The organism is Janthinobacterium sp. SUN128 (assembly GCF_030587275.1).
In the GTDB taxonomy this organism is placed as follows: Bacteria; Pseudomonadota; Gammaproteobacteria; order Burkholderiales; family Burkholderiaceae_D; genus Janthinobacterium; species Janthinobacterium lividum.
Genome location: NZ_JAPWHY010000001.1, coordinates 1198378 through 1205799, shown reverse-complemented (window position 1 = coordinate 1205799; position 7422 = coordinate 1198378). Strand labels below are relative to the sequence as shown.

8 protein-coding genes are annotated in these 7422 nt (G+C 68.1%); 3 read left to right on the top strand and 5 right to left on the bottom strand.

The window, feature by feature from the left end; genetic code table 11:
• Positions 1–24: 24 nt before the first annotated feature.
• The 3 genes from O3297_RS05590 to O3297_RS05580 are packed head-to-tail and all read right to left on the bottom strand — an operon-like array spanning position 25 to position 2326.
• Complete coding sequence (locus O3297_RS05590; protein WP_305047995.1) at positions 25–1005, bottom strand: FecR domain-containing protein; 981 nt, start codon at positions 1003–1005, stop codon at positions 25–27.
• 8 nt (positions 1006–1013) lie between these two features.
• Complete coding sequence (locus tag O3297_RS05585; RefSeq protein WP_230521842.1) at positions 1014–1589, bottom strand: RNA polymerase sigma factor; 576 nt, start codon at positions 1587–1589, stop codon at positions 1014–1016.
• The gene (locus tag O3297_RS05580) at positions 1586–2326 is read right to left on the bottom strand and encodes a hypothetical protein (RefSeq protein ID WP_305047994.1); all 741 of its coding nucleotides are present in this window, start codon (positions 2324–2326) and stop codon (positions 1586–1588) included. The genes O3297_RS05585 and O3297_RS05580 overlap by 4 nt, the downstream gene beginning before the upstream one ends.
• Before the next feature lie 198 nt (positions 2327–2524).
• Here O3297_RS05580 and O3297_RS05575 point away from each other — a divergent pair, with 198 nt between their 5' ends.
• From O3297_RS05575 to O3297_RS05565, 3 genes are read left to right on the top strand one after another with little or no spacing between them, the layout of a single operon-like run.
• Positions 2525–3541, top strand: a complete 1017-nt coding sequence (locus tag O3297_RS05575) for a M14 family zinc carboxypeptidase (RefSeq protein WP_151094865.1) — start codon at positions 2525–2527, stop codon at positions 3539–3541.
• Complete coding sequence (locus O3297_RS05570) at positions 3538–4344, top strand: alpha/beta fold hydrolase (RefSeq protein ID WP_151094863.1); 807 nt, start codon at positions 3538–3540, stop codon at positions 4342–4344. The genes O3297_RS05575 and O3297_RS05570 overlap by 4 nt, the downstream gene beginning before the upstream one ends.
• Positions 4335–5369, top strand: coding sequence for a serine hydrolase (locus O3297_RS05565; RefSeq protein WP_305047993.1), 1035 nt, complete (start codon positions 4335–4337; stop codon positions 5367–5369). The genes O3297_RS05570 and O3297_RS05565 overlap by 10 nt, the downstream gene beginning before the upstream one ends.
• Positions 5370–5372: 3 nt before the next feature.
• On the opposite strand, the gene O3297_RS05560 is transcribed toward O3297_RS05565, so the two are convergent.
• Positions 5373–6512 (bottom strand): YbfB/YjiJ family MFS transporter, encoded by a 1140-nt coding sequence (locus O3297_RS05560; RefSeq protein WP_151094859.1) that lies wholly within the window; start codon positions 6510–6512, stop codon positions 5373–5375.
• Positions 6512–7384: a LysR family transcriptional regulator gene (locus O3297_RS05555; protein ID WP_151094857.1), complete on the bottom strand. Its 873-nt coding sequence runs from the start codon at positions 7382–7384 to the stop codon at positions 6512–6514. Before O3297_RS05555 ends, O3297_RS05560 begins: the two co-directional genes overlap by 1 nt.
• Positions 7385–7422: the final 38 nt, after the last annotated feature.

Sequence of the window (7422 nt, the reverse complement as noted above, 5' to 3'; positions counted from 1 at the left end):
AGGGAAACCTGGAATCAGCGGAAATCAGCTGAGCAGCACGATGCCGCCTGGCAGACTGGTCATTTGCGCGCCGTACAGGTCGCGTATCATCGCCAGCGCGCCATCGATTTGCCCGATGGAAAAGCGCATGCGCACGAGGCGGCGGCCCAGCTCGGCATTGCGCAGCACGACACGGCCCGGACGGTAGCGGTTGATTTCATCGACGACATCGGCCAGCGGCTTGCCGACAAACGACAGCGCGCCCGTGCGCCACGCGCTCGCTTCGCCCTTTGGTGCGGCCGTGGCCGCCTGCACGCCCCGGTCGTCATACACCAGTTGCTGCCCCGCATCGAGGGTCTGGCGGCGCTGTTGCCAAACGACGTCCACGGCGCCCGCTAGGCAGGTGACGCAAACGGCATCGTCCGTGTGGCGTACATTGAAGCGGGCCGACTGCGCCAGCAAACGCCCCGCTCCCGCCACCACCGTCACGGGCTGGCGCGCGCCGCTGGCAAGGATTTCCGCCTCGCCGCCCAGCAGCTCGATCGCTTCCGGCGCCCGCACATTGATGCGCGTCTGCGTATTCATCTGCACCGTCATCTGCTGCGACAGGGCCACTTGCCGCTGCTCGCCCGTGCCCGTGCGGTAGTCGGCGCTCCATTCCTGCAGCGAAGGCCAGGCGCCCAGTGGTGGACGCAAGGCCAGCACGGCCACGCCGGCCGCCAGCGCGCCGCCCAGAAAAGCCCGCCGCCCGGGGCGCGCCGGGAACGCCAGCACGTTCTCCCGCTGTGGCGCGGCGGCGGCGCGGCTCAAGGCGGGATCGAGCGCCTGCCACAGCTGTTGCAGTTCGCGCCAGGCGCGCGCATGCGCAGGGCTGCGCGCGCACCAGGCGCGCAAGGCGTCGGCGTCGGCCTGCGTAAAATCGTCGGCACGCAGCCGCGCCCACCAGGCAGCGGCTTGCTGGCCGATGTCAGCGTCGCCGTCGGCGGTATTTGAAGGGGCGCGTGGATCGCGGTCAGGAGCAGTCATGAGATTCATCAATATTTACGGCGGCCCGACACATCGCTGCGCTGGGCGGCATCGGCATCGGCCATGCACGTTTTACAGTGTTGCATGGCGGCCTGCAATTCTTTCTTCACCATCGCCACGGAAATGCCGAAGCGCTCGGCGATTTCCGCGTTGAGCATGCCGTCGATGCGCGCCGCCGTCAGGATGGCGCGGCGACGCGGCGACAGGCCTGCCAGGGCCGCGTCGAGCGCCTGCACGTCGAGCCGCGCCGAGACGATGCGCGCCGGGTCGCTGATGTCGTCGCCGGCCTCGTCGGCCATGTGCATCAGCTCTTCGCGTTCGCGCTCGGTGACGATGATGCGGTCGCGGCGATACGCGTCGGTGGCGATATTGGCCGCCATGCGCAGCAGATAGGCGTCGGGATTGTGGACGGGCGCGGCGGCGGGGCCAGGCGCCACCATCGCTTCGAGGCGCAGCCAGGTTTCCTGCAACGCATCGGCCGCATGGTGCTTGCAGCCGACCACGCGCTCCAGGCGCCAGCGCAGCACGGCATAGCGCGAACTGAGATGGCGTTTCAGCTTGGTGCGCAGGTCGGGCATGCTCATGGTGCGTTGCTACCCGGCATGCTGGAGGCGCAATCGACTTCGCTGCCCGGCCCTTGCGGCAGCAGCAGGATGGAAACAGGCTGCGGCATCGACGGCAGCGGCGCCGCGCCCACGCGCATGCCCAGCACCACGCGCGCAATCGCCGTGTCGCGCGCGCGCAAGCCGGTGCTGTCGAGCAGGTGCACGCGGTCCACCACGCCGGCACGGTTCAGATACAGCTGCAGCGCCAGGCGGTAGCCGCCGGGACGCGTCTGCGCCGCGCGGCACAGCAGCCCCAGCAGTACGTGCTGCAAGCGGCTGACATAGAAAGCATGGTCGCCGCCGCCCTGCGTGGCACCCGGTATGTCGGCGGCGGCCACGACGGCGGCCTGCGGCAAGTCCACTGACGCAGCGGCCGTCCCCGCCGGGGCATACACGATGACGGCTTGCGCATCGGACAGGCGCGATTGCAAACCCGTGCCCTCCAGCAAGGATTGCAGGGCCGCGCCGGCCGCATGGGCGCCGCGCACGGCGCCCGACTGGCGCTGCGCGTAGCGCTGGTCCATCAGCACGGCGATGCCCGTGCGGCGGCTGTACAGGTCCAGCGCGTCGCCGAGGTTTTGCGCGGCGATATCGAACTGCAGCACGGGGCCATCGGCCGGCTGGGCCCGTACGGGTCCCACCGCGGCCAGGAAACCCAGCAGTACCAGGTATCCGGCCAGCGCTAGCACATGAACGGATGCCGGGCTGCCTGTCATATCGCTATCGTGTGAGGGTGAAAATATGCGGAAACGAGGTATTGCCAAGTGATAATTCTTGTATCAACTGCAATAGCCTACACACAAAAAATGACGGCTTCGTGACATGGCCAGCGTGCGCAAATTTCGCCATGCGGGACGTCTGGCGCGGCAGTGATTTCGGCTACACTGGCTGTCACTTTCCCTTTCAGACGCCTGATGATCGAAAAGAATCTGCCCGAGCTGGTCATGCTGAAGCGCCTCATCGACGAGGGCGGCAGCCACCTGGAAGTGGCCGCGCCCTGCAGCATCGCCATGGATGGACGCGAGTTTCCCGTGTACGCAATTGCGCTGGGCAATCCGAGTCCCGACGTGCCCGTGCTGGGCTTTTTCGGCGGCATTCACGGCCTCGAACGCATCGGCACGCAAGTCATCCTGTCTTTCCTGGAAAGCCTGGTCGCCCGCCTGCGCTGGGATGCCACCCTGCACCAGCAGCTGGAAAGCATGCGCCTCGTGTTCATGCCGCTGGTTAATCCGGGCGGCATGTGGCAAGCCACGCGCTGCAATCCGCAGGGCGTGGACCTGATGCGCAATGCGCCGCTGAGCGCGCGCGAAAAAGTGCCGTTCATGCTCGGCGGACAGCGCTACAGCGCCCGCCTGCCCTGGTACCGGGGCGCGGCGGATGGCCCGATGGAGCTGGAAAGCCAGGCCGTGTGCGACCTGGTCGAGCGCGAACTGCTGTCGCGCCAGTTCAGCATCGCCCTCGATTGCCATTCCGGTTTCGGCTTGCGCGACCGCATCTGGTTTCCCCATGCGCACACCAAGGTGCCCATCGAACACCTGGCCGAGATCGGCGCGCTGGAAGAGCTGTTCAGCCAGAGCTACCCGAACCACAACTATGTGTTCGAGCCGCAAAGCCGGCAATACCGCACGCATGGCGACCTGTGGGACTATCTGTACCTGAACGGCACCAGCTACAGCGGGCGCGTGTTCCTGCCGCTGACGCTGGAAATGGGCTCGTGGCTGTGGGTCAAGAAAAACCCGCGCCAGCTGTTCAACCGGGTCAGCATCTTCAACCCCACGGCCGCGCACCGCTTGCAACGCGTGCTGCGGCGGCACCTGGTCTGGTTCGATTTCCTCATGCGCGCCGCCAGCAGCCACGGCCGCTGGATGCCGGAAGGCTTGCTGCGCAAGGCGCAGCGCCGGCGCGCGCTGGCGCAATGGTACGAATCATGAGCGGATCGTCCACCTGGGTCCTGCTGCGCGGCCTGATGCGCGAACAGCGCCACTGGGGAAGCTTTCCCGCGACCCTCGCGCGCGCCCTGCCCGGCGCCAGCATCGTCACGCCCGACTTGCCCGGCAATGGCACGCGCCACGCGCACGACAGCGCCACCCGCGTGGCCGCCATGGTGGAAGCCTGCCGCCGGGAGCTGCTGGCGCGGGGCATCCCGGCGCCCTACCACTTGCTGGCCCTGTCGCTGGGCGGCATGGTGGCCGTGGAATGGGCTCACCGCTACCCGCAGGAAATCGCTCGCTGCGTGCTCATCAACACCAGCATGCGGCCATACAGCCCGTTTTACCGGCGCCTGCGCTGGCAAAACTACGGCGCCCTGCTGCGCCAGCTGCTGCTGGGCGACCAAAGTAGCCAGGAAGCGCTGATATTGCGCCTGACCAGCCGCCGGCATGCTGGCGGCAACCCTGCGCTGCTGGCCGATTGGTTGACTTATCAGCAGGAATACCCGGTGAGCCGCAGCAATGCGCTGCGCCAACTGCTGTCGGCCGCCCGCTACCGCGCGCCCCTCATCCGCCCGCCCATGCCCGTGCTGGTGATGGCCGGCGCGCAAGACCTATTGGTCGACCACCGCTGTTCGCAGCGCCTGGCGCGCGCCTGGCAAGCCGATTGCCTGATCCACGGCGACGCCGGCCACGACCTGCCGCTCGACGAGGGCGAATGGCTGGCGCAGTCGGTGGCGCGCTGGCTGGGGGCGGAAGCGACAAGCCATGACAGCACACACACAGCGCAATCATCATGCAGATAACGGAACAGTTGGCAGAACTGGTGCAAGCCGGCGTGCACGAACAGATTTTTCCAGGCGCGGCCTGGGCCATGGGCACCGTCCACCACGGCGTGGCGGGCGCGGCCGGGCGGCTCACGCCCGAGCCCGCCAGCGCCGCGATGCAGGTCGGCACCCTGTTCGACATCGCTTCGCTGACCAAGATCATCAGCGTCTGGTCGCTGACTGGCAGGATGATTAGCCAGAAACGCCTGCGCCTGGACAGCCGGCTGGCCGACGTGTTGCCCGGCACGCAGGGGCATGCACTGGCGCCCATCACGATTTTCCAGCTGCTCACGCATACGGCCGGTCTGCCGCTGCGCGCGCGCCTGCGCGCCAGCTATGGCGAGGTGTACGACGATATCGTGCGCGGCGTGCTGCGCGAACCGCTGGAAGGCATACCAGGTCAAGCTGTCGAATACACGGACCGCGCGGCCCTGATCCTCGGCTTTGTCATCGAGCGGCTGCTGGGCACGCCCCTGGACCAGGCCCTGGCCGAGCATGTGCTGCGGCCGCTGGGCATGGCCGCCACGGGATTCGGCCCTGTGACGCCACGGCACGGCCAGCTGGTCGCGCCCACCGAGTATTGCGAGCAGGCGGGCGCCCACCTTTGCGGCGTAGTGCATGATTTTTCGGCCCGTCTGTTGGGCGGCGTATGCGGCATCTCCGGGCTGTTTTCCAATGTGCCGGACCTGCAACGCTTCCTGCGGGCCATGCTGGCGCCGGGCCTGCATGGCGCTGTACTCGATGCCGGCTGGGTACGCGCCTCGCTGACGCTGCAGACGGGCGCGCTGCAGCCGTCACGCGGCCTGTTCTGGCACCCTGCGGCAGGCAGCGGGCCGCAAGACGACGTCTGGTGTCACCAGGGTTTCACCGGCACGGCCATGTGGCTCAGCCCCCGGCGCGGCCGCTATGCGGTGCTGCTGACAAACAAGCTGTACTACACGCGCGATTCCGCCCGGGTCAATGAACTGCGGCGCGACTTCATGCGTTGCGCATTCGGCCTCTGAGGTTTACAGACGCAGGCTCACCACAATGGCCAGCAGCAGCGCGCCGGCCGCCGCCAATAATGCGCTGTTGAAACTGTGCGACTGGGCATACAGGCTGCCGGCCAGCACGGGGCCGATGATCTGTCCGATGCCATACACCACCGTCATGATGGCCATCATGTTCGAACCAAACTTGCCCGCCTTGACTGCCGCCCGCTGCGCGGCCGGCATGGCGATGGTGACCGTACCGACAAACGTACCGCCGACGAGGATGGCGCTGAACAAGTAGCCGGCGGCCGATGGGGCCAGCACGGGCAAGGCCACGCCCAGCGCCTGCAGCAGCAAGTTCAGCCGCAGCGCCTGGCGCGTGCCCAGACGCTCATGCAGCCGGTACCACAGGAAACACGAGGGCGCCGCGCCCAGGCCGAACACGGCCCACACATGGGCGGAATTCAGCCCGGGCAAGGCCGTCTTGACCAGCACGGGCAGATACGTGGCCGTGACGATGTAGCCGAGTCCCGCCAGTCCGTAGATCAGCACCAGCGGCCAGGGCGCCACGGGCGCCAAGACCGATGCGGCCGGTTGCGCCGGCGCATCCGGCGTTGCCTCGCCGCTGGCGGTAATGGCGGGCGCGGCCGCCAGCCCCGCCAGCACGGTGACGCCGGCCAGCAGCAGCCACATGCCGGCGCTGTGCCAGCCCAGCTGCGATGCCAGCACCAGCAATTCGGCCGAGACGGCGATGCCGGCACCCACGCCCGCGTACAGCAGCGGCGCGCCGCGCGCATGCCGTCGCTGTTCCAGCAGCCACAGCGAGGCGGCCACCATGGCCAGGGCGCTGAACACGCCCGCCACGCCGCGCACCGTCACGAAGAGCCAGACGGGCATCGGCAAGGCCAGCACGCCCAGGCACAACGCCGTGCCGGCCACCGACCACAGGCTCAGCCTGTGTGCGCTGTGGGCCCGCGCGCGCATGGCCAGGATGGCGCCCAGCAGATAGCCCGCATAGTTGGCCGAGGCGGCCAGGCTGCCGTCGCGCAAGCTCAAGACGCCTTCCTTGACCATATGCGGGTAGATGGCCGTGAAGGCGAAGCGGCCAAAGCCCATGCCGATGGCGAGGATGACGGCCGCGGCGATGGCCGCGCGCAGCCTGGCCGGCGCACTCATCACGCCGCCTTGGCGACTTGCGCCAGCAAATGCTGAAAGGCGGGCAGGTCGAATCCCGCGCGCCAGACCAGCACAGTGTCAATTTGCCCTGCGGGCAGCGTTGTCAAGGTGGCAGGCGCGTCGGACAGCGCCAGCACGCTGGCCGGCAGCAAAGTCACGCAGGCGCCGGCCGCCACGCAGGCGATCATGATGTGATACGAACTCAGCTCTTGCACCCGCCACTGCGTGCTGCCGGCCACGCCCAGCACCTCTTCGGCGATGCCGCGGTAGGTGCAGCCCTGCGGGAAGGCCGCCAGCGAACGCGTGCGCACGTCTGCGGCATGCCGCACGGACGCTTCGCTGGCCGGCAGGAGCAAGCACAGCTCCTCGCGCCACACGGCCCTCGATGCCAGGCCCAGCTCCGCCAGGGCGGCGCCGCCGCCGAACGACGGCGGCAAGGCCACGAAGGCGCAGTCGAGCAAGCCCGTGCGCACCTGCTCGATCAGGGGGCGCGACGGCCCCGTGCTCAACTCCAGGCGCGTCCCCGGATAACCGGCGTGATACGCGGCCAGCAGCGCCGGCAAGCGGCTGGCCGCCGTGCTTTCCATGCTGCCGATGCGCAAGGTGCCCCCCTCGCGCCCGCCCGTGACGACGTGCCGGGCTTCTTCCTCCAGCGCAAGCAAACGCTGCGCATACTCGAGAAAGCGCTCGCCCGCCGCAGTCAGGGCCATGCGCTTGTTCGTGCGCACGAACAGTTCCGCGCCGATGTCGGCTTCCAGCTGCTGGATGCGCGTGGTGACGCTGGACGGCGCGCGGCCCAGTCGGGCGGCGGCCTGGGTGACGCTCAGTTCACTGGCGACCGAGCAAAAAATCCGCAATGATTCCGACTCCATCGTATTCTCTTTTTAAAAATGATTATGCTATTATATTC